Origin of the sequence: Mesobacillus sp., assembly GCF_049588175.1 — a bacterium.
Lineage (GTDB): Bacteria > Bacillota > Bacilli > Bacillales > Cytobacillaceae > Mesobacillus.
Map to the genome: position 1 here is coordinate 1 of NZ_JBAVFI010000187.1, position 20,465 is coordinate 20,465.

A 20,465-nucleotide genomic window follows, 5' to 3' on the forward strand; every position below is an offset into this window, starting at 1 on the left:
TACAAGATGAGCTAAATGGGCAAAGGCGGAAGGTGTCTGAAATTTTGTATGGAGATGCTGTCCATGAGTACGGTCAGAATGATTTCAGCATCTTCAAACCTTTGGATGATGAACCGGAGGTAATTGAAAAACTGGAGCCTGTTGTTCCCGTGACGGTAATTGAGCAGACTGAAAAAATCGCTGAACTAAATTCACAGTGTGAAAAACATGTGAGTACAATTGATGAATATCATGAAAAACAGCAGTCATTAGTAGATAAACTGGCATATACATCTTCTGAAATTGAAGGGATTCCCGGCCTGAAAAAAATTGCCAAAGAGTTAAAAGAGAAAGCGTCAAGGTTAAAGGAAAGAGAATTCACTGTCGCGTTATTTGGAGCTTTCAGCGCCGGGAAATCATCATTTGCAAATGCACTGGTCGGTGAAAGACTTCTCCCTGTTTCGCCTAACCCTACAACGGCCGCAATCAATAAAATAAAGCCAGTCACAGCTGAGCATCCACATGGAAGTGTGGTCGTAAAAATCAAGGATGCAGCCGTATTGCTCAAAGAGGTTGAGCGTTCGCTCGGATTGTTTGGGCAAAAATCAACGAATTTAAATAATGCAATACAACAAATCAACAACCTTAAGTGGGAGGATAACGGATTTAGTGCCGTTGAAAAAACTCACTTTTCCTTCCTGCAGGCATTTGCAAAAGGGTTCGCTCATTTTAATCACCAATTTGGTAAATTGCTGACAGTGGATCTCGAATCCTTCCGTGGGTATGTTGCCGAAGAAGAAAAGTCTTGCTTTGTCGAGTGGATTGAAGTTTATTATGACTGTGAGCTGACCCGGGAAGGAATCACACTAGTAGATACACCTGGTGCTGACTCAATCAACGCTCGCCATACAGGTGTGGCCTTTGATTATATCAAGAACTCTGATGCTATTTTATTTGTAACCTATTATAACCACGCATTCTCAAAAGCGGACCGAGAGTTCCTGATCCAGCTTGGAAGGGTGAAAGATACTTTTGAGCTTGATAAAATGTTCTTTATTGTCAACGCAGTCGATTTAGCAAGCTCAGAAGAAGAGCAGAAAGCTGTACTCGAATATGTCGAGGGACAACTTGTTCAATATGGAATCAGAAAACCGCATCTTTTCCCTGTTTCAAGCTTGATGGGTTTAAAAGCCAAGCTGGATCCGCAGATTGGGGAGAATCCGCTTTTCAATAGGTTTGAGCAGGCCTTTTATTCATTTATCAAAAATGATCTTATGAACATGGCTTCAGATGCTGCAGAAGCTAAATGGCAGCAGGCTGTCATGTTAATAGAAGAAATGATTGTTTCAGCGGAAGAAGACAAAGCGGCCAAAGCTGAAAAACGTGAAAAACTTCAGATGGAACAGGAAAAAATGCTGTCCATTTTATCAAATAAGACGACTGAGCTCCTTGGAGAGCGTCTTACACAGGAAGCGGACGAATTGACTTATTATATCCGTCGAAGAGTATTTATACGATTCGGAGAGTTCTTCAAAGAATCCTTTAATCCTGTGCTTCTGAAAGAGGATGGCAGAAATCTGAGAAAGGCTTTGGAAACGGCGCTGGAAGAATTGATTGAAAGCATCGGGTATGACTTTGCCCAGGAGATGAGGGCGACTTCGTTAAGAATTGAGGCATTTATCGATCGGCTTTTAAAAGAATTCCAGCAATCAATATTTGCTGAATTAATTAAAATCAATAAGGCTGTGTCATTGTCTTTATCTGAAAACACTTCTCTTACTGGTCTGGATTTTGAAACAGCATTCCTGAATCTGGACCGCGGCCAGTTCAAAAAGGCAATGGGAATGTTTAAAAATCCAAAAGCCTTCTTTGAGAATAACGATAAGAAGCTAATGAGTGAAGAAGTGGAGCGACAGCTTCAGTCTCCTGCAGGAGAGTATCTTGAAACAGAAAATACTAGGCTTAAAACACATTATATCCAAGAAATGAATTTTGCTTTTCAAAGCGTCCTGAATGATACTGCAGAGCAAATCACTGACTATTTTGAGGGAATAAGTTCAGCACTGGAGGACAATTTTTCAATTGCTATGGTTAAAACTTCATTGGAAAAGATTAAAACTATCAATAAGGGTTGTATAAAGGATGAAGAATAGCCGTTTTCATGCATGTGCCACCTGCATTCATTTCAGGTCAGGAAAATTCGGAGGCAATCTGAAGTATTATTGTGCAAGGCTGGGTTTTGAAACGAAGACACATTATCAGTTTGACTGCTGGAATCCGAAAGAAAATGTTAAAAAATTATTGGCCAGAGAAAGCCAGGTAAACGGGGAGTGATTTTCTTGCAATATCAAGTTGATTCCAAATGGTTAATGGACCATCTGGTTGACAGGAATGTCAGGATCGTTGATTGCACCTACAAGCTTGGCGATCCGGAGGCAGGGCGAACTCAATATGAACAAGGCCACATCCCTGGAGCGGTTTATTTCGATTTGGAAAAAAACCTATCAGGTGCTGTGGAAACACATGGAGGTCGGCACCCGCTCCCTAAGCAGGATCAATTGAAAAAAAAACTTGAAGAGTCGGGAATCAGTAATGATACGATATTAATTGCCTACGACTCGAAAGAAGGAGCATATGCTTCCAGGTTCTGGTGGCTTCTAAAGTATCTTGGACATGAAAAGATTTATATACTTAACGGGGGATTAGAAGCCTGGAAGAATGCGGGATATCCAGTCGATCATGAGATTCCTAAGTATGATAAAGCGGTTTTCGCTATTTCTGTAAACAAGGATTTACTGGCTTCTTATGAAGAGGTAAAGGACATTGTTCTAAATCGGGACCGCGATACCGTTCTTATTGATTCAAGGGAACAAAAGCGCTATCTCGGCATCGAGGAACCAATTGATCGGATTGCTGGTCATATACCCACTGCGATTAACAAGCCCTGGATGGATGGTCTTGAAAATGGCTTTTTTAAACCAATAACTGAACAGGAAAATAGATTTGCAGATATCGCAAAAGATAAGCCGATTATTGTATATTGCGGTTCTGGTGTAACTGCCACTCCAAACTACATTGCTTTGAAGGAAGCAGGATACAGCAATGTCAGGCTTTATGCAGGCAGCTACAGTGATTGGGTATCATATGAAGAAAACCCTGTTGAGAAGGGAAATGCAGGGAGCTGATAGATTGAGAAAAATAGCTCCAGTTTTATGGTATAATAGACAAGTTGAACCACATACGACGCTTGCTGAAGAGGCAAGCAGCTTCTGAAATTCATCACTAATGGAGGTTTCAGCTTGGAAAATAATAATAAAACTTCACTTATGCTTGTAGACGGGATGGCATTATTATTCAGGGCATTTTATGCCACAGCCGTTTCCGGACAATTCATGATAAATTCTAAGGGTTTACCGACAAACGCAATTCACGGTTTCGTTAAACACTTTGCTACAGCAATTTCAACGTTTAAACCTACCCACGCAGCGGTTTGCTGGGATATGGGCAGCAAAACCTTCCGCACAGAAATGTTTGATTCATATAAGGCAAACAGACCAGAGGCGCCAATTGAGCTCATTCCTCAGTTCGACCTTGTGAAAGAAGTTGTGGAAGCTCTTGATGTGCCTAACATTGGACTCGCAGGCTATGAGGCTGATGACTGCATAGGAACGATCGCAAGGACGGCAAGTGAGGTTGATGCTGTAGCGATCCTGACAGGTGACAAGGACATCCTTCAGCTGATAGATAACCGTGTTTCCGTCGTTTTACTGCAAAAGGGTTATGGAAATTATGTCGTCCACAATCGTGAAACACTCTACGCTGAAAAGGGAATTTGGCCTGAACAAATGATCGATTTGAAAGCTTTCATGGGGGATCCGAGTGATAATTATCCTGGAGTCCGCGGGATCGGTGAAAAAACAGCGCTGAAGCTTCTTCAGGATCATGGCAATGTAGATGGAGTCCTCGCAAACCTCCATCAACTGACTAAATCCCAGCGCGCAAAGATCGAGGCAGACATGGAGATGCTGCATTTAAGCAGACAGCTGGCAGAAATTAAATGTGATGTGCCGGTGGAATGCTGTATGGATGAAGCGGTCTTCAGAATCGACAGAGAAAAGGTGCTGGCCAAGTTCAGTGAAGTGGAGTTAAAAGGACTGCACCGTTTATTTGAGAATGATACGATGTATGCATAATAAGAAAACGGCTGACAACAGCCGTTTTTTTTATCGCTTATTTTAGATTAATTTGATAAAAATCTCAGTATCTTACTTAGTGTTTTTCTTCTTAGCTGCATTTTCGAGCTTTGACTTTGGTTCTTCAGCAAACTCTGCGTCCTGCCCAAAGCCTTGTGGATTGACACCAGGTGCCTTTGTTCCTCTATTTTGTTTTTTGCTCATCATTCATCCCTCCGAAATTTTTTGTTTAAGATGGCCTGAAAAAGTGAAATAACCTTTATAGGTTGTCTAATAACTGCTTGATTCTTATTATGAACTGCCAAGAATAAAAGCACTCATTTTTCTTCAAAATAACATGGAGGTGACATATGATGAATAAAGGTGTAATCATTGCTTTATCAAGTATTGGCCTGGCTCAGGCCTTAAAGATACCGATTCATTATGCTAAAACGAAAGAATGGAAGCCAGATTTGTTTCTGGCTACAGGCGGGATGCCAAGTTCCCACTCTGCTGGTGTTTCTTCACTGACCACTTATATCGCACTTACTAAAGGGGTGCGGACCGTTGATTTCGCACTATCCCTGGTATATGGAATGATTGTCATGTACGATGCCCAGGGCATCAGAAGGCAGACAGGAGAGCTAACCCTTAAAGTAAATGATCTAGATGAATTGATCGATAAAATTCACGAAGATGACCCAGTGGAATTCGAAGAAAAATCTCCTAATCCGCTAAAGGAGATGCTTGGCCATCAGCCTAAAGAAGTACTTGGAGGTGCGCTTCTGGGTGCGCTGATGGGATTTGCTGGATACCATCTTACAAAAAAACGATAGAAAATCCTCGGAATTTGCGGTAAGATTTTATTAGAACATGGCCTGAAGAGAGGATTGATTAAGTCAGTGCGAACAGTTGAAGATTATTTGCTTCATTTGAAGAGCAAAGGGTTTCAGTTGCGAGAAGATGCGGTTGGATTTATTTATTTCGGCCAGCATTATACGAATTCTACAGATGAAATCACCAATGCAGCAATTGAAATTACCCTAAAAGCTCAAAAGAATTTTGACGGAAGCTTTTATATTTCATTGCTGGAAACGTTCGCTTCTAATAAAATACATTCTCGCAAAGCAGCTCTGCAGTTTGTAAAAGAGATTGAATTATTGGCTGTATAAAAAAGCTGACTTCAAAGCAATCATGCTTCGAAGTCAGCTTCTTTTTTTGGATGTATTTTCCTGAGCAGATTTTCGAACCGTTGTGGAGGCAATTCCGCAAAGACCATACCTGCAAAAATGAGGCCGCAGCCTATGAGTGCGCTAGATGTAAGTCTTTCATCAGCCCAGAAGAATGCAGCAATCGCTGCAAAAACCGGTTCCATCGCAAAAATAAGGGCTACACGGGTTGCTGTTGTATGCTTTTGGAAATTGGTTTGGATAAAGAATGCAAGTGCCGTAGCAAGAACAGAAGTGATCAGTAAAGCCATGACTACTTTTCCTGAAAAAATGATTTCTGGATTGAAAGACTTCCTCCAATCCTCGAAAAAAACTGCAGAAATCGCAGATAAAATGGCTGCTGTCGCAATTTGTACCGTTGTCAGGAGCAGTGTAGGATAGCTGCTGCTGTATTTTCCTGTGAACAATATATGGAGAGCGAAACCTGCTGCGCATATAAGAACAAAACCATCACCGATATTAAGGCTTGAAACATCGGACATTGTCAAAAGATACAATCCTGCAGTGGCAGCAGCAACGCCGGCAATCGAATTGATCCCAGGCCTCTGCTTCAAGACCGCTATCATGAGCAAGGGAACAAGGACAACGCTGAGGCCGGTAATGAAGCCTGCTTTTGAAGAAGTGGTATATAGGAGTCCTAGCGTTTGAAACGCATATCCAATGAAAAGGAAAAAACCTAGCATCATGCCAGACATCATCAATTTTTTATCAAGTTTTTTAAGCTGTTCACGTTCAAAAACAACAAGCCAGAAACCTAATAGAACAGCAGCTGTGGTAAAGCGTACAGCGTTAAAAGAAAGTGGTTCAAGAAATGAAATGGCATTTTGGACAAGAACAAATGTTGCACCCCAAATCAGCGCAACAAATAAAAGGCTTAAATCTGCAAACGTAGATGCTTTCATTATTATTGAGTTCCTTTCATGTTGTTTTCCCTGATGGCCTTCCTGGCAAGCTCATCTGCTGTTTTATTTTCACTGGATGGTATCCACTTCATGAAAAAAAGGTCGAATTTTCCAGCAAGCTCAAGTGCTTTTTCCAAAAGGGGAGCATATAGTTTATTCTTGACGAATGCCTTCTCTACGGCAGCATTAACCAGCTGGGAATCAGTCCTGAACGATACTACGCTGAAACCTTTCTCGAGACAAATTTCTAAAGCTTTTATAAATGCATAATATTCAGCTTCGTGGTTAGACATGATGCCAAGAGGAATTGAATGCCTGTATACTTCCCCTTCACCTTTTATGAAAATGCCAGCTCCGCTTGGACCCGGATTGCCTGCACTTGCACCGTCAATGTAAACTTCGATCAAAGAAGACCCCTCCTGGTTGTTTATACAGATAATAGATAGTGTATCATAATAGGACTGCTTGAAAATAAAAAAATGCAATTTCGCAACCGAGGTAATAAGCACCCTTTTCATTGTAACTGGCATACAAAATGGGTAAGATAAATAAAAATAATCCAAATGCCAGGGAGGACTCAGGACCCAAGGAGATGGTGAGGTTGAAATCATGAAGTACAAATTAGAGTGGGAATTTAAAGCAAAGGGAATAGAAACCATTCTGTTCAGCTCTGATCTCCTTGATGGGGAGCATGCATTGCAAGCCGGGGAAGAGCTCGAAAGGTCAGGCAGGGCAGGTGAGATTAACTTCATAGATGAAATCGGAACTTCTTGGAGTATGAAAGAGATGCGGAAGCTCCTTGCTGAAGTGGAAGAGGAGCCCCATGATCTTATTGTCTATTTTGACGGAGGCTTTGACAGGGAATCTAATAAGGCTGGGCTAGGGGCAATCATTTATTTTAAACAGGGCAAGAAAAAATACAGGCTGCGTGCCAATGAATTATTTGATGAGCTTGAAACGAATAATGAAGCCGAGTATGCTGCTCTTTATTTTGCCCTTACAATACTGGATGAGATGGGTGTCCGTAATATGTCATGCGAATTTAAGGGAGACTCTCAAGTCGTGCTTAAACAGCTTGAAGGGGAATGGCCTTGCTATGAAGAAACTCTTAATCGCTGGCTGGACCGAATAGAGAATAAAATAAAGAATCTCGGCCTGTATCCCAAATATAATCCCGTTGGCAGGAAAGAAAATAAAGAAGCGGATAAATTAGCTACACAGGCACTCCAAGGAAAATTCATTAACAGTAAAATGCAAATATTATAAAGCCAATGGGAAAGGCGGGAAGAGTTTGACACGGAAGGAAATCCTTGTTGAGGTTGAAACATTGCTCAGTACGTATTGTAATGGCTGTTTCTTGAAGAAGCACCACCAGGTTGAAAAGGGGAAAAGATTTGCCCATAGATTCTGTATTACTGAATGTACAGTCGGTAACCAGATTAAAACCTGCGGACAAAGACTTAAGTAAAATGAAAAGTTACTTGTGTATTTCAAAACGAAATTGAACATCAAAAAAGGCTGGCGTTCAACGCCAGCCTTCAACATTTTTTAAATTAAAGTTTCACTACGTTTGCAGCCTGTGGTCCACGATTTCCTTCGACGATTTCGAAAGAAACTTCCTGGCCTTCTTCTAATGACTTATAGCCATCTCCCTGGATTGCTGAGAAGTGAACGAAAACATCGTCTCCGCCTTCTACTTCGATGAAGCCAAAACCTTTTTCATTGTTGAACCATTTTACTTTACCATTTTGCATGATAAACTTTCCTCCCATGTCTCTCGAGACACAAAGCTTGTGTCAAAGTTGAATATTATCATCTAAAGGATACACTTGCTTTTTGTTCCATGAGGCAAATATATACTGTTAAATGATGTATTAAATATACAATAATGGGCATAAGGCAGTCAAGGAATGAAAGCGCATTAAATTTCAATAATCTAAAAATTTACTTAATTTTAAATAAATTGAATTTTATCTCTATCCCGTTTCTATTTACGGAAAAATTTGTTATTATTTTCTTATCGAGGCTAGATTCCCATTTTTATTGTTTCTTTAGAAAGGAAACAATCTGGAGCCTAAATAATAGCGATTATAGGAGGGTACTAATGAAAAAAGCCGCTCCCTCAGCTTTAACATCTTTATCAGATCAGGAAATAGACAGGTTATTAGATTCCATTAGAAATAGTGATCTCAATAAGAGCCAGCCATTACAACGTCAGGTAAATAGCAGACTAGATGAAGTTGCCAAGAAAATTAATGCTGCGTCAAGACAAATGGAAGAAATTTTTGATATCGTTGCCAAAACTGGTGTGGTGCCGATTAGTGAGATCAAGAATGATATCATGCCGGCAATCAGACAAGCTGCGGAGATTCCACATATTTACCATTTATTCTATGAATTAAAGAGTAAAGACGAATACACTTACAGACATACTGTTTGTGTTGGAATCATTGCAACATTAATTGGAAAGTGGCTGAATTTGAGCCAAGCAGAATTGTTTGACCTTTCACTTGGAGCTACCCTTCATGATATTGGTAAAGCAAGAGTGCCCTCAGACATCCTTAATAAGCCTGGCAGGCTGACTCAGGAAGAATATAGGGAAATGAAGCGCCATACAGTGTATGGTTATAAATTACTGCAGGATATACCTGAAATAAACGAGCGGGTGGCATTAATTGCGCTCCAGCATCATGAACGAGAGGACGGCGGAGGATATCCTTTCCATCTGCAGAGCGATAAAATAGACAAGCTTGCAAAAGTCGTTGCTATAGCTGATGTTTATCATGCGATGTCATCATCCAGGGTATATCATCAGGCTGAGCCCTTCCACATCGTCATTTCACAAATGCAAAATGATGTCTTTGGTAAGTTTGATCCGAAAATAATGATGGTTTTCCTGTTTAGGATCATGGACAGCCTTGTAGGCCGCCGGGTGCTCTTGAGCAGCGGTGAAGAAGGGACGATTATTATGGTCGATCCGTATGAGCCTTTAAGGGCTTTGATCAAGTCAGAAGATACGCTGATTGATTTAAGGCTGAACCGAGGATTGCGGATTTCCAGGGTTTTAAATGATTCCATCGTAGGGGTATAATTCACGGCTGCTTTTCATATCTTTTAATAGTCTATTAAGATCTTTAAAAGGGTGAGGGCATGTACCGTTTTTCAATTGGCGATGAGGATTGGATCATTATTTTTTCTCCGCATCTTTCCCTTGAAGCAAAAGAAAAAGAGGGCATTATCCGATCAATCGCCATTATGGGGCCACAGTGGGCAGGTTTTTCACATGGTGAGTCCTTTGTCATTTTCCATCAGCAGATTGGGGCAATAGTGATCCGGATAGAAAAGGTCCCTTCATTAATCTTGACAGTCTCCGCTGTTGTTTCCAGGGATCGGTGGTACATCAACGACCAAAACATAATAGAACCATTTGAGAATTAATTTTTTGAGGGCAGCTGAGGAATCGGCTGCCTGTTTAAATTTTTGTGAAGATACATACTGTCTGGCTTAAGCTGAGATAAAAGTCCTTTACGCTAATGTCAACCAACATATAAAATAGAAATCGAGACTAAAATAACATACCTATTAATGTAACACAGGAGGAGAATATGAAACTGATTGTTGCGGAAAAGCCTGACCAGGGCAGAACGCTGGCCTCCGTCTTCAAAACGAAAAAAAGGGAAGGATTCATAGAGATCCTCCCAAATGACATCTTTCCGAAAGGGGCATATGTTTCATGGGCGATTGGACACCTAACTGAGCTGTCTTCCCCGGAAAAATACAACCCTTCATGGAAAAAGTGGTCACTCGAAACTTTGCCAATCATTCCGGAGTATTTTAAATATGAAGTTGTAAAATCTAAAGCTAAACAATTCGCAATTATAAAAAAGCTGGCCACAGATCCCCAGGTTTCGGAGATTATTCATGCAGGAGATGCGGGGCGGGAGGGCGAGCTGATCATTCGGAACGTTCTCCGCCTTGCAGGATGTACTAAACCGATGAAAAGACTTTGGATATCTTCACTTACTCCAAAAGCGATTAAAGAGGGCTTTCAGAAATTACTAAACGAGTCTGATACTAAAAACTTATATTTTGAAGCCTATACAAGGGCGTGTGCTGATTGGGTTGTGGGAATGAATGCTTCTAGACTCTACACGATTCTCCTTCAGAAGAAAGGATACTCGGACGTATTTTCAGTAGGAAGGGTACAAACTCCCACTCTTGCATTGATTGTCAAAAAAGAGCTTGAGATAGAAAAATTTGTCTCTGAGCCGTTTTGGGAAGTGTTTGGGAAGTTTAATATCAACAACAGAAAATACAGCGGCAAATGGGAGAAAGATGGAGATTCACGAATTTCCTCGAAGGAAATGGCTGAGAAAATTGCCGCTTTTTGCAATGGGAAAGAGGCAATTGCTGCAGAAGTGAATTCCGAGAAAAAGGAATTTCTACCACCATTATTGTACAACCTTTCAGCGATACAAGCTGAGGCGAACCGCCGCTTTAAGATGTCACCGAAAAAAACACTCGATATCCTGCAGGGACTCTATCAAAGAGGAATTGTTTCTTATCCTCGTTCCGATTCCAGATATGTAACTCCAGGAGAAGCTGAAGGGTTTTCTGCAATTTTAAACAAATTGCAGGCAATACCTGATTACGAGCCGTTTTTCCCTCTGCCGATATCGTCAATTAGAAATAATAAGCGGTATGTGAACGAAAAGAAGGTAACCGACCACTACGCCATCATCCCGACTGAACAGGTGCCTAACCTGAGCAGGCTATCAGGTGATGAGCAAAAGCTTTATGATTTACTGGCGAGAACCTTGATAGCGGCTCATTACGGACCTTATGCCGCAGAGTATACAACGATTAAAACCGTTGTCGATGGCAGGGCTGACTTTATTTCAAAAGGCAAGGTTCAGCTGGAAGAGGGTTGGAAGAAGGTACTTCCCCAAAAAGAAGCAGATAAGGAGCCAGAGCTTCCTGCAGTTCAACAAGGGGAAACCGGCAATGTGGTGAAAGCTGAGGTCAAGGAAAGTAAAACACAACCGCCAAAAAGGCTGACAGAAGGCCAGCTGATAACACTTATGAAAACAGCTGGAAAACATATCGAAGATAAAGAACTCGAAAAGGTTTTGATGAAGACTGAGGGCCTTGGAACTGAGGCTACCAGGGCAGGCATTATTACAATGCTTAAGGAACGCGCATATATTGATGTTAAAAAGAATCTCGTTTATGCAACTGCTAAAGCGAAAATCCTAGTTGCTGCTATTGGCGGGCAAGTCCTTGCCTCACCTGAAATGACAGCCAAATGGGAGCAGAGGCTGCACCAAATTGGCGAAGGAGAAGCGTCTCCAAAACAATTCATTGACCAGACCTCTAAAATGATAAAGCATCTTGTAGCGGAAACATCTGAAGGATCATCGGGATGGACATTTTCTGATGAATTGACCAGTGCCTTCGTACCCGGGAAGAAAAGCGGGGGCGCTCGCAGAAGCACGAGCCTCGGCAAATGCAAAAAGTGTGATGGGATGGTAGTTGATAAAGGGGTATTTTATGGCTGTTCGAACTATCAGAAAACAAAATGTGATTTCACGCTGTCCAAACAGATTCTTGGTAAAACGGTTACCCAAAAAAATATCAAAAAACTGTTAGCAGAAGGCAAAACGGAGGTCATTGAAGGTTTCCAGGGAAAAGATAAACTGTTTGCCGCCATGCTATATTGGGACGAGCAGGAAAAGAAACTAAAGTTTGATTTAGCACTTCAGCCAATCAAGCAAGAAGGATAACGCCTTGTCACTCATGTTCTTCTATAGTACACTTTAATATGGCTATTGTTTAAGCATTGGAGGTCAAGGGATGACAACACCCAGTATGGAAGATTACATTGAACAAATATATATTTTGATAGAAGAGAAGGGCTATGCCCGTGTATCGGATATCGCAGAAGCATTATCCGTCCATCCCTCCTCGGTAACCAAGATGGTCCAGAAGCTTGATAAGGATCAATTTTTAGTCTATGAAAAATATCGTGGCCTGATGCTGACACCAAAGGGAATTAAGACCGGCAAACGATTGGTATACCGCCATGAATTGCTGGAACAATTGCTCAAGGTGATTGGCGTAAAGGATGAGAATATTTACAATGATGTTGAAGGAATTGAGCATCACTTAAGCTGGGACGCTATCGACAGAATTGGCGACCTTGTACAATATTTTGATGAAAATGTAACCAGAGTTGATGAGTTAAGGGCAATCCAGAAGCAAAATGAAGAAGAATGAAAAAACACCTGACATCAATCAGGTGTTCTGACTGTAAACAAACTCGATGAAAAATTGAGCTTGTTTACAGTTTTTTTGTTTGGAGGAGAAAAGGGGCTGTTGATTACCGTTCCAGGCCTTCGCTATCCGCGGAAGAATTATATAAAAGCCCAACTGCTGGATTTTACATAAGCAAATTCTTCTTGGGGCTGGCGCTGATCCTCCATAGCGCTGCTTGCGTCTGCGGGGTGCAAATGATTTTACAAGAGACCATTTTAACTGGGTTTCACCTGGTCAGTTGATCCTCAGGACAAAGAATAGGTTCCTGGAGGACCTACTTATGAAGAGAATACAGAAACATTTCCGAGGAGTATGCGCTCATTCACTCCAATCTAACTCGAGTCTCTTTTAGATAGCTATTAGACCTTATTGGTGCCCCGCTTTTTCCAATATTTGTTCTATTAGGTAAACAAGAGGCCTTATTGGTGCCCGCTTTTTCCAATATTTGTTCTTTTAGGTAACTAAGAGGCCTTATTAGTGCCCTGTTTTTCCAATATTTGTTCTTTCAGGTAACTAAGAGGTCTTATTGGTGCCCGTTTTTTTCAATATTTGTTATTTTAGGAAACCAAGATTCCTTATTGGTGCTCTCTTTTTCCAATATTTGTTCTTTCAGGTAACCAAGAGACCTTATTGGTTTCCCTTTTGTCTACAAATTGAACACCTGACATTAGTCAGGTGTTTTTTAGTATATATCCGGAAATTGATCCAACTCTAGCCCATCAGCGGAAACCAGAGATGAAGAGCCCTCTCCAGTCTCATTGATATTAACTCCTGTAATTATTCCTGCTTCCGCTTCATTCAAGGCCTTTCGATAAGAAATAATCCGTCCGCTAGAGGTTTGGAAGCTGATGATATCACCAGCGTGGTTTTTATGAATTGCCACTAATTGCTCTTGATCCATATGATCCGCTCCTTTCATCCTCCTAGTCTTGCACTTTATCTTGAAAAATAAACGAAAAAGGAATTCATGTTTTTTTCGCGAAATAACTAGTTAATAGAAACTAGGCAGGTGAGCAAGAGGATATGTTCAATTGGGAATTAGAATCAGAGAAACAATGGGACGGAATGGCATCGTCCTGGAACTCCCGAAGCAGGGGAATGTGGGAAACGGGCAGCAGGAAAGATATTGTCTCTTTCTTTAAAAAATATGTTCCAGCAGGTGCAGCTGTATGCGACCTAGGCTGCGGAGATGGAATTGGATCAGAAAAATTAGCTGAAGAAGGATATAAAGTCACAGGAATCGATGTTTCGGATGAAATGCTGGAAAAAGCCCGGGAGAATCCACGAAATGAAAAAATTGCATTTCATAAAGCGGATTTATCCAATAGTGGTATCTCAGGTGGTGCATTTGAAGCGGTTATGGCGATCAATTCTCTGGAATGGACCATCTGCCCATATAAATCATTAAATGAAACCGCCAGGATTTTGAAACCAGGTGGCTATGCCTGCATTGGCATTTTAGGGCCGACAGCGGGTCCTAGAATTAATAGTTATCGAAGACTATATGGCGAAGAAGTGATTTGCAATACAATCATGCCGTGGGAGCTTGAAAGGCTCGCGGGTGAAAATGGCTGGAAAAAAGTCGGGGAGTATGGCGTCTATAAAAAAGCTGCTGCCCAGCTTTCTCTTGGATCACTTCCAGCCGAACTTCAGCAATCACTCTCTTTTATGTGGGTCTTTATGTTTCAGCGGAATAACTAGGGAGGAAAACGACATGAGTCGATATTCGATTGAGGAATTTGTAAATAATACGAAACAGCAGGAAAAAGGGGAAGGGTTATTTGAAATTGAGACTCCTAGGGTGCTGGAAATCAACTTGAATGGCCAGGTATGGTCAAAAGCTGGGGCAATGGTGTCTTACCGAGGAAATATCAAGTTTGAACGAGAAGGCATCCTCGAGCATGGTCTGGGAAAGATGTTTAAGAAGGCCTTGACAGGTGAGGGTACGTCACTTATGAAAGCAACCGGAAATGGAAAGCTTTATTTGGCAGACCAAGGGAAAAAAATATCGATTTTAAACCTTCAGAACGAATCAATTTTTGTTAACGGAAATGATCTGCTGGCATTCGAACCGTCAATCAGCTGGGATATCAAACTGATGCGGCGAGTAGCTGGAATGCTGTCAGGAGGATTATTCAATGTCCGGCTAGAGGGAACAGGAATGGCAGCAATTACTTCTCATTATGAACCATTGACACTTCTTGTCAGCAAGGATAATCCTGTGTATACAGACCCGAATGCGACAGTCGCGTGGTCAGGAAATCTCCAGCCTGAATTTGTCACTGATATTTCGTTAAAAACCTTCCTAGGTCGAGGGAGTGGAGAATCAATCCAAATGAAATTCAGCGGTGACGGATTTGTCGTTGTCCAGCCATACGAGGAAGTATACTATGCTCCTCAGTCATAAACAAAACAGAGGCATCGACCACGATGCCTCTGCTTGCTGTTAATCCCAATCATATGGTGTTTCCTGATATACGTAATAATTGAGCCAATTAGAAAAGAATAAGTGTGCATGCGAACGCCAGCTATTTACCGGAGTTCGAACCGGATCATCTTCAGGGAAATAATATTCAGGCATTTCGATGGAAATCCCCTTCGCCTTATCCCGCACATATTCTTCTGCCAAAGTAGTAACTTCGTATTCCAAATGGCCGGTAATCATGATTCTTCTGCCATCAGTTGAGGAGATGATTAATGGTCCTGCTTCGTCTGAAGAGGCAAGCAGCTTAAGGTTATTATTCTTTATCAATTCTTCAATTGAAATATCAGTATTTCGGGAATGCGGTGCTTTGAAAACATCATCAAACCCTCGCAAAAGTTTTGCTTTTTCGTCCAGGACTCGATGCATGTAAACTCCAGAGCACTTTTTTGGAAGCTCGTATTTTCTGATTCCATAATGGTAGTATAATGCAGCCTGGGCTCCCCAGCATATATGCAAGGTGGAGGTGACATTCTTATCTGTCCATCTTAAAATCTCCGTGAGCTCACTCCAATAGTCCACACTCTCAAATTCCAGCAGCTCGATCGGTGCACCCGTAATGATCATTCCGTCATATTTCTTTTCCTTAACCTGGTCAAAGGTTTGGTAAAATTCGTCAAGATGATAACTTGATGTATTTTTGGATTCGTATGTAGCAGTTTTTAAGAAAGTGATATTAACCTGGAGAGGTGTATTCCCGAGCAGGCGCAGCAGCTGTCTTTCCGTTTTCTCCTTCTCTGGCATCAGATTAAGTATCAAAATATTCAGTGGACGGATATCCTGCTGTGCAGCCCGGCCTTCATCCATGATGAAAATATTTTCTTCCTCCAGAATCTCTCTTGCGGGAAGATGATATGGGATTTTAATTGGCATGAGATAACCTCCTTTAAAAAGCAGCTCGAATAGTAATAAATTTTATTATAGTCTGAATTCTTTGACGGAGCAATTGGCTAAAGGGATATTTTTGTGTCTGATGAAGATTTTTCTCCTGATAGCTTTGCTGTGATGGTAGAATATAAATTGGTAAGCATATATAGAATATCTGGGGGTATTGAGGATGGAAACGAATATTCAGGTTAAGTCAGATATTGAAATTGCTCGTGAAAGTAAAATGAAACCTATTACGGAAATTGCAGCCCAAATTGGTCTCGATGCCGATGAAATTGAGCTGTTTGGAAAATATAAGGCTAAGCTCTCAGTAGAAGCACTTGCGAAACTCAAGACTAAAGAAAGCGGTAAGGTCATTCTTGTTACTGCAATCAACCCGACTCCCGCAGGAGAAGGAAAGTCCACAGTGACTGTCGGCCTTGCAGATGCTTTGAACAGACTCGGCCAAAAAACAATGATCGCGATGCGTGAGCCATCTTTAGGACCGACAATGGGGATCAAAGGAGGCGCAACAGGTGGAGGTTATGCACAGGTTCTTCCAATGGAAGACATCAACCTGCATTTTACTGGCGACCTGCACGCGATAACAACCGCCAATAATGCTCTGGCAGCCTTAATTGATAATCATCTACAGCAGGGCAACCAGCTTAAAATTGATCAGCGCAGGATTGTGTGGAAAAGAGCGCTTGATCTTAATGACCGCGCTTTAAGAAAAGTTGTCATTGGTCTTGGAGGACCTATGCAGGGAGTTCCGCGTGAGGACGGCTTCGATATTACGGTGGCTTCTGAAATTATGGCGGTTCTATGCCTTGCCAGCGATTTGAAAGACTTAAAGCGCAGGCTTGCAAAAATGGTCGTAGCCTATGACTATGACAGGCAGCCGGTAACTGTTGGTGACCTTGGAGTTGAAGGTGCACTGACTCTCCTGCTAAAGGAAGCAGTAAAACCGAACCTTGTCCAGACAATTGAGCATACACCGGCATTGATACATGGTGGTCCGTTTGCGAATATTGCCCATGGGTGTAATAGTGTAATAGCGACGGAAGCGGCTTCCAAGCTTGCAGACTTTGTTGTAACTGAAGCAGGATTCGGTGCAGATCTAGGAGCCGAAAAGTTCCTCAATATCAAGGCAAGGACTGCTGGAATCGAACCTGCTGCTGTTGTGATTGTCGCTACAATCAGGGCCCTCAAAATGCATGGCGGCATGAAAAAAACTGAGCTTTTAAAAGAAGATGTCCAGGCACTAAGAGATGGCTTTACAAACTTGAAAAAGCATGTCGAGACAATTGCTGGCTTCGGTCTCCCTTATGTAGTCGCAATTAATAGATTTATCACTGATACTGACCTTGAAACTAATACTTTACGGGAATTATGCGTTGAAGCTGGGATTCCGGCTGCATTAACTGAAGTGTGGGAGAAGGGCGGAGCTGGAGGTCTGGCACTGGCAGAAACTTTGCTTGATGTAATCAACAGCAGCGAAAATACCTTTGCCCATTTATATGACTTGTCAGACCCTCTGGAAGTGAAAATCCAGACAATCGCCAGCCAAGTTTATGGAGCAGATGGAGTAGAATTTTCACCAAAAGCTAAGAAACAGCTTAGTGAGTTTGAAGCCTTTGGATGGGGAGTTCTTCCGGTATGTATGGCTAAAACGCAATACTCTCTTTCGGATGATCCGCAAAAGCTTGGAAGGCCTTCCGGATTCACGATTACAGTGCGAGAATTAAAGCCATCTGTAGGTGCAGGATTCATCGTGGCCTTAACAGGTGAAGTAATGACAATGCCTGGACTTCCTAAGCTTCCCGCTGCCCTTAATATGGATGTCGATGAGGATGGAAACGCAGTAGGTCTCTTTTAGGTAAAGAAGGAGTGGGAATTCATGTTTGACCCGACAGCATTTGAAAATATCAAAGTCGTGATCGAAGGCGCAATTTATGACAGAGATTTGAGTGGCGAAATATTGGTTATAGATCGAAATGACTGGATTAACACTGCAAAGCTGTCGCGAAAATATGAAATAACATTCTGTCTGCCAGGCGATGAACATTCAGGTGTATCTACGACTATGACACTCGAGGCGGGACTTGAAAATCTTTCTGCCGAGCTGCTGGACTTGGAGCATTCCCAGCACCTTGCAGGATGTATAATCGTTATTCATTTTTCATTGATTCATCGTCATGAATCAAGTCTTTATGAAAAGATTCAAATTGTTTTAGAAGAAATTTGGGGATCTGGCCGGGCGATTGAACAAATCGCCCAGATTCATGCTTTAGGCGACTCATCTCAGGTGAACAATAAAGCATCAATTTCCTTTAACAGGCTAGTTTACGAGAACCAGATTGACGATCTCGCAGAAATAATTGATTATATGATTCAATCCTTGGTAAACCTCAAAGCCTCATTGTCTTAAAAATTCAATTGAATCAATGTTTCCTGCCATGTTAGGCAGGAATTTGTCTGTAGTTTTCAGAATAATCTAGTAATGGTATGCAATTTACATATTTCATAAAAGGGGGAGATCGTTTGAAAAAAATTGCATGGGTAACCGATAGTACAGCGTATTTAGATGAAGAACTAAGAAACCATCCTGATGTATATCAAGTGCCAATGACCATAGTATTAGACAATGTAGAATATTTAGATGGCAAAGATTTAACTGCTGAAGAATTATACGAAAGATTAAAAACCTTAAAAACACCACCTAAGACATCACAGCCACCGGTAGGGGTGTTTATGGAATTGTATGAGCAGCTTGCAAAAGAATATGATGCGGTTTTTTCTATTCTGGTCTCTGCAAAGCTGAGCGGAACAGTTGCTTCGAGTGTACAGGCATCTCAGTCAGTCGAGATTCCTGTAGTCACATTTGATTCGAAAATCTTAACATTTCCGCTTACTTCTCAATTAAAGAAGGGCATCGCTTTAGCAGAACAGGGTGCAAGTCTTGAAGAAATAAAAGAAAAACTGGAAATATTGCGTGATTCCAATGAAACATATGTAATGGTTGGCAGCCTGCAGCAGCTCCATAGAAGCGGGCGCATGTCAGGATTACAATTTTACCTTGGCAGCATGCTGAGCATAAAACCAATTATCAGTATTGAAGATGGCGGATTGAATACAAAAGACAAGGTGCGGAGCGATAAAAAAGCCCGGGAAAAAATGTTCGAGTATTTAAGGACTTCTCATGAAAAGCATAATGTTAAGGAAGTTTACATTTTATATGGATTGCATAAAGAGACAGCCGATGATTGGCAATCTCATCTGGAAAGTGAATTTCCGGATATTAAATTCCTAAGCTGTCCGATTGGAGCAGTCATCGGGGTGCATGCTGGTGAACATACTATTGGAATCAGCTGGAATAATGCAGACGTTTAAGTGCCAATTGGCACTTTTTCTTTTGGACTTACTAAATGAATTGCAGGCATTCGTTAAGGGAAAATTCATAGTTAATATACATAGCTACAGACGTATGCGTTCTATGTGGTAAAATAATTTCCGTAGGAAAGTAGGTGCAGCAAATGAGAGATATGATTGAAGCCGCAGAGAAATTTGTAAAAAACGAACTAGGTAAGGATTCATCCGGGCATGATTGGCACCATATTGACAGAGTAAGGAAGAATGCCCGTTTAATATGGAGCAAAGAACAAAAAGGCAATTGGTTCATAATAGAAATGGCAGCCTTGCTTCATGACATACCTGATGAAAAGTTGAATGAAACAGAAGAAGCAGGCTTGGCTAAGCTGGATTCATTTTTGTCAGGACTTGAACTTGAAAGCAATATAGCCAATTTAATAAAAGATTGTATCGAAACGGTTTCCTTTAAAGGGGGCCGCGAGATTGAACTTAACAGCATCGAAGCAGAAATAGTCCAAGATGCAGACCGCCTTGATGCACTTGGGGCGATTGGGATTGCCCGGACATTTGCATATGGAGGGAAGAAGGGACACCCGATTTTCGATCCCGGCATTTCTGTCAGGGAAGAGATGACCCTGGAAGAATATCGTACTGGCAATAGTTCTTCTATTAATCATTTTTATGAAAAACTATTGAAGCTGAAAGATAAAATGAATACTGAACAAGCAAAGAAGCTCGCTGAGGAAAGGCATGCTTTCATGGAAAGTTTCCTTGCACAATTTTACATTGAATGGAATGGTAACGCATGAAGATGATTACGATTGAAAACGTGACAAAAACATATGGAGAAAAAGAATTATTCAAAGGGATTTCTTTTACGATCGGCGAGCGCGAAAGAGTAGGCCTAATAGGAGTTAACGGCACAGGAAAATCTTCTTTGCTAAGAATAGCAGCTGGCATCGACCAGCCGGATTCAGGAGAGATTATTGTTCCAAAAGACTATAAAATTTCCTTCCTTTCGCAGCAGCCTGAAATGGAGCCAGGCCGCACTGTACTTGATCAAGTATTCAGCGGAGAAGCGCCAATCCTCAAATTGATGAGGGATTATGAATTGGTTCTATCCGAATTGAGCAGCAATCCAGATAAT

At 41.5% G+C, this 20,465-nt stretch carries 24 protein-coding genes; 18 read left to right on the forward strand and 6 right to left on the reverse strand.

Annotation, left to right across the window (positions count from 1 at the left end; genetic code table 11):
- The 3 genes from WB217_RS04425 to WB217_RS04435 form a co-directional block, all read left to right on the forward strand.
- A partial coding sequence (locus WB217_RS04425; protein WP_423991012.1) for a dynamin family protein occupies window positions 1-2,132 on the forward strand: 2,132 nt, incomplete at its 5' end.
- A gap of 186 nt (window positions 2,133-2,318) precedes the next feature.
- Window positions 2,319-3,164, forward strand: a complete 846-nt coding sequence (locus WB217_RS04430) for a sulfurtransferase (protein ID WP_423991014.1) — start codon at window positions 2,319-2,321, stop codon at window positions 3,162-3,164.
- Between the two features lie 141 nt (window positions 3,165-3,305).
- Window positions 3,306-4,172 (forward strand): 5'-3' exonuclease, encoded by an 867-nt coding sequence (locus WB217_RS04435; RefSeq protein ID WP_423991056.1) that lies wholly within the window; start codon window positions 3,306-3,308, stop codon window positions 4,170-4,172.
- Window positions 4,173-4,244: 72 nt separating this feature from the next.
- On the opposite strand, the gene sspL is transcribed toward WB217_RS04435, so the two are convergent.
- On the reverse strand, window positions 4,245-4,376 hold the full coding sequence (gene sspL / locus WB217_RS04440; RefSeq protein ID WP_423991016.1) for a small, acid-soluble spore protein L: 132 nt from the start codon (window positions 4,374-4,376) through the stop codon (window positions 4,245-4,247).
- 146 nt (window positions 4,377-4,522) lie between these two features.
- On the opposite strand from sspL, the gene WB217_RS04445 reads away from it, so the two are divergent.
- Window positions 4,523-4,987 (forward strand): divergent PAP2 family protein, encoded by a 465-nt coding sequence (locus tag WB217_RS04445; RefSeq protein ID WP_423991018.1) that lies wholly within the window; start codon window positions 4,523-4,525, stop codon window positions 4,985-4,987.
- A gap of 54 nt (window positions 4,988-5,041) precedes the next feature.
- Window positions 5,042-5,323 (forward strand): DUF6123 family protein, encoded by a 282-nt coding sequence (locus WB217_RS04450; protein WP_423991020.1) that lies wholly within the window; start codon window positions 5,042-5,044, stop codon window positions 5,321-5,323.
- Between the two features lie 20 nt (window positions 5,324-5,343).
- Here WB217_RS04450 and WB217_RS04455 read toward each other — a convergent pair whose 3' ends face one another.
- Both WB217_RS04455 and WB217_RS04460 read right to left on the reverse strand, forming a co-directional pair.
- A complete protein-coding gene (locus tag WB217_RS04455) occupies window positions 5,344-6,282 on the reverse strand; it encodes a DMT family transporter (RefSeq protein ID WP_423991022.1) in 939 nt (312 codons plus the stop codon).
- Window positions 6,283-6,284: 2 nt separating this feature from the next.
- Window positions 6,285-6,689, reverse strand: a complete 405-nt coding sequence (locus WB217_RS04460) for a reverse transcriptase-like protein (protein ID WP_423991024.1) — start codon at window positions 6,687-6,689, stop codon at window positions 6,285-6,287.
- 202 nt (window positions 6,690-6,891) lie between these two features.
- On the opposite strand from WB217_RS04460, the gene WB217_RS04465 reads away from it, so the two are divergent.
- On the forward strand, window positions 6,892-7,548 hold the full coding sequence (locus WB217_RS04465) for a reverse transcriptase-like protein (RefSeq protein ID WP_423991026.1): 657 nt from the start codon (window positions 6,892-6,894) through the stop codon (window positions 7,546-7,548).
- A gap of 25 nt (window positions 7,549-7,573) precedes the next feature.
- Window positions 7,574-7,750 (forward strand): zinc-finger domain-containing protein, encoded by a 177-nt coding sequence (locus tag WB217_RS04470; protein ID WP_423991028.1) that lies wholly within the window; start codon window positions 7,574-7,576, stop codon window positions 7,748-7,750.
- Window positions 7,751-7,835: 85 nt separating this feature from the next.
- Here WB217_RS04470 and cspD read toward each other — a convergent pair whose 3' ends face one another.
- Window positions 7,836-8,036 carry a cold-shock protein CspD gene (gene cspD, locus WB217_RS04475; protein WP_023627628.1) on the reverse strand — a complete coding sequence of 67 codons (201 nt, stop codon included), beginning with the start codon at window positions 8,034-8,036 and terminating at the stop codon, window positions 7,836-7,838.
- A 350-nt stretch (window positions 8,037-8,386) separates the two neighbouring features.
- Between cspD and WB217_RS04480 the strand changes: the two genes are divergently transcribed.
- From WB217_RS04480 to mntR, 4 genes are all read left to right on the forward strand, one after another.
- Window positions 8,387-9,373, forward strand: coding sequence for an HD-GYP domain-containing protein (locus WB217_RS04480; protein ID WP_423991030.1), 987 nt, complete (start codon window positions 8,387-8,389; stop codon window positions 9,371-9,373).
- A gap of 59 nt (window positions 9,374-9,432) precedes the next feature.
- Window positions 9,433-9,720 (forward strand): hypothetical protein, encoded by a 288-nt coding sequence (locus WB217_RS04485; RefSeq protein ID WP_423991032.1) that lies wholly within the window; start codon window positions 9,433-9,435, stop codon window positions 9,718-9,720.
- A 167-nt stretch (window positions 9,721-9,887) separates the two neighbouring features.
- Window positions 9,888-12,065, forward strand: coding sequence for a DNA topoisomerase III (locus WB217_RS04490; protein WP_423991034.1), 2,178 nt, complete (start codon window positions 9,888-9,890; stop codon window positions 12,063-12,065).
- Between the two features lie 70 nt (window positions 12,066-12,135).
- Window positions 12,136-12,558 (forward strand): transcriptional regulator MntR, encoded by a 423-nt coding sequence (gene mntR / locus WB217_RS04495; RefSeq protein ID WP_423991036.1) that lies wholly within the window; start codon window positions 12,136-12,138, stop codon window positions 12,556-12,558.
- Between the two features lie 721 nt (window positions 12,559-13,279).
- Here the strand turns inward: mntR and WB217_RS04500 are convergent.
- Window positions 13,280-13,498: a DUF3892 domain-containing protein gene (locus tag WB217_RS04500; RefSeq protein ID WP_423991038.1), complete on the reverse strand. Its 219-nt coding sequence runs from the start codon at window positions 13,496-13,498 to the stop codon at window positions 13,280-13,282.
- 122 nt (window positions 13,499-13,620) lie between these two features.
- Here WB217_RS04500 and WB217_RS04505 point away from each other — a divergent pair, with 122 nt between their 5' ends.
- Together WB217_RS04505 and WB217_RS04510 are read left to right on the forward strand one after the other, a co-directional pair.
- Window positions 13,621-14,298: a class I SAM-dependent methyltransferase gene (locus WB217_RS04505; RefSeq protein ID WP_423991040.1), complete on the forward strand. Its 678-nt coding sequence runs from the start codon at window positions 13,621-13,623 to the stop codon at window positions 14,296-14,298.
- A gap of 13 nt (window positions 14,299-14,311) precedes the next feature.
- Window positions 14,312-15,004, forward strand: a complete 693-nt coding sequence (locus tag WB217_RS04510) for an AIM24 family protein (protein WP_423991042.1) — start codon at window positions 14,312-14,314, stop codon at window positions 15,002-15,004.
- Between the two features lie 39 nt (window positions 15,005-15,043).
- Here the strand turns inward: WB217_RS04510 and metA are convergent, their stop codons facing one another.
- The gene (gene metA, locus WB217_RS04515; RefSeq protein WP_423991044.1) at window positions 15,044-15,952 is read right to left on the reverse strand and encodes a homoserine O-acetyltransferase MetA; all 909 of its coding nucleotides are present in this window, start codon (window positions 15,950-15,952) and stop codon (window positions 15,044-15,046) included.
- A 184-nt stretch (window positions 15,953-16,136) separates the two neighbouring features.
- On the opposite strand from metA, the gene WB217_RS04520 reads away from it, so the two are divergent.
- The 5 genes from WB217_RS04520 to WB217_RS04540 all read left to right on the forward strand — a co-directional run.
- Window positions 16,137-17,825, forward strand: a complete 1,689-nt coding sequence (locus WB217_RS04520; protein ID WP_423991046.1) for a formate--tetrahydrofolate ligase — start codon at window positions 16,137-16,139, stop codon at window positions 17,823-17,825.
- 21 nt (window positions 17,826-17,846) lie between these two features.
- A complete protein-coding gene (locus WB217_RS04525) occupies window positions 17,847-18,377 on the forward strand; it encodes a hypothetical protein (protein ID WP_423991048.1) in 531 nt (176 codons plus the stop codon).
- Between the two features lie 113 nt (window positions 18,378-18,490).
- The gene (locus WB217_RS04530) at window positions 18,491-19,339 is read left to right on the forward strand and encodes a DegV family protein (RefSeq protein ID WP_423991050.1); all 849 of its coding nucleotides are present in this window, start codon (window positions 18,491-18,493) and stop codon (window positions 19,337-19,339) included.
- Window positions 19,340-19,482: 143 nt separating this feature from the next.
- On the forward strand, window positions 19,483-20,127 hold the full coding sequence (locus WB217_RS04535; RefSeq protein WP_423991052.1) for an HD domain-containing protein: 645 nt from the start codon (window positions 19,483-19,485) through the stop codon (window positions 20,125-20,127).
- On the forward strand, window positions 20,124-20,465 hold a 342-nt coding region (locus WB217_RS04540; RefSeq protein ID WP_423991054.1), incomplete at its 3' end, for an ATP-binding cassette domain-containing protein. The genes WB217_RS04535 and WB217_RS04540, both read left to right, overlap by 4 nt.

Excerpts from the sequence above, each read along its gene's own strand:
- WB217_RS04435 (WP_423991056.1), top strand. The coding sequence starts at position 3,306 with ATGCTTGTAGACGGGATGGCATTATTATTCAGGGCATTTTATGCCACA.
- WB217_RS04490 (WP_423991034.1), top strand. The coding sequence starts at position 9,888 with ATGAAACTGATTGTTGCGGAAAAGCCTGACCAGGGCAGAACGCTGGCC.
- WB217_RS04505 (WP_423991040.1), top strand. The coding sequence starts at position 13,621 with ATGTTCAATTGGGAATTAGAATCAGAGAAACAATGGGACGGAATGGCA.
- WB217_RS04535 (WP_423991052.1), top strand. The coding sequence starts at position 19,483 with ATGAGAGATATGATTGAAGCCGCAGAGAAATTTGTAAAAAACGAACTA.
- metA (WP_423991044.1), bottom strand. The coding sequence starts at position 15,952 with ATGCCAATTAAAATCCCATATCATCTTCCCGCAAGAGAGATTCTGGAG.
- WB217_RS04525 (WP_423991048.1), top strand. The coding sequence starts at position 17,847 with ATGTTTGACCCGACAGCATTTGAAAATATCAAAGTCGTGATCGAAGGC.
- WB217_RS04465 (WP_423991026.1), top strand. The coding sequence starts at position 6,892 with ATGAAGTACAAATTAGAGTGGGAATTTAAAGCAAAGGGAATAGAAACC.
- cspD (WP_023627628.1), bottom strand. The coding sequence starts at position 8,036 with ATGCAAAATGGTAAAGTAAAATGGTTCAACAATGAAAAAGGTTTTGGC.
- sspL (WP_423991016.1), bottom strand. The coding sequence starts at position 4,376 with ATGAGCAAAAAACAAAATAGAGGAACAAAGGCACCTGGTGTCAATCCA.
- mntR (WP_423991036.1), top strand. The coding sequence starts at position 12,136 with ATGACAACACCCAGTATGGAAGATTACATTGAACAAATATATATTTTG.
- WB217_RS04445 (WP_423991018.1), top strand. The coding sequence starts at position 4,523 with ATGATGAATAAAGGTGTAATCATTGCTTTATCAAGTATTGGCCTGGCT.
- WB217_RS04455 (WP_423991022.1), bottom strand. The coding sequence starts at position 6,282 with ATGAAAGCATCTACGTTTGCAGATTTAAGCCTTTTATTTGTTGCGCTG.
- WB217_RS04510 (WP_423991042.1), top strand. The coding sequence starts at position 14,312 with ATGAGTCGATATTCGATTGAGGAATTTGTAAATAATACGAAACAGCAG.
- WB217_RS04480 (WP_423991030.1), top strand. The coding sequence starts at position 8,387 with ATGAAAAAAGCCGCTCCCTCAGCTTTAACATCTTTATCAGATCAGGAA.
- WB217_RS04485 (WP_423991032.1), top strand. The coding sequence starts at position 9,433 with ATGTACCGTTTTTCAATTGGCGATGAGGATTGGATCATTATTTTTTCT.
- WB217_RS04500 (WP_423991038.1), bottom strand. The coding sequence starts at position 13,498 with ATGGATCAAGAGCAATTAGTGGCAATTCATAAAAACCACGCTGGTGAT.
- WB217_RS04520 (WP_423991046.1), top strand. The coding sequence starts at position 16,137 with ATGGAAACGAATATTCAGGTTAAGTCAGATATTGAAATTGCTCGTGAA.